The organism is Streptomyces sp. NRRL F-6676 (assembly GCF_000725625.1).
GTDB lineage: Bacteria > Actinomycetota > Actinomycetes > Streptomycetales > Streptomycetaceae > Streptomyces.
In genome coordinates, this window is sequence record NZ_JOHS01000157.1 from 1 (window position 1) to 229 (window position 229).

The 229-nt window shown below is 67.7% G+C and carries 1 pseudogene; it reads left to right on the forward strand.

The window, feature by feature from the left end:
• Nucleotides 1-229, forward strand: a pseudogene (locus IO29_RS31420) (alpha-1,4-glucan--maltose-1-phosphate maltosyltransferase); the annotation flags it as partial.

Genomic DNA, 229 nt, shown 5'->3' on the forward strand with positions numbered 1-229 from the left:
CCCGCACACCAAGCCGGTGGTGTTCTGGGAGCGGGTGATCGGCGAGATCAACGGCCGCGACCCGGACGTCATCTTCCTGGCCGAGGCGTTCACCCGCCCCGCGATGATGCACACCCTGGGCGCGGTCGGTTTCCAGCAGTCGTACACGTACTTCACCTGGCGCACCACCAAGGAGGAGCTGACGGAGTACCTCACCGAGCTCTCCGGTGAGGCGGCCGCCTCCATGCGG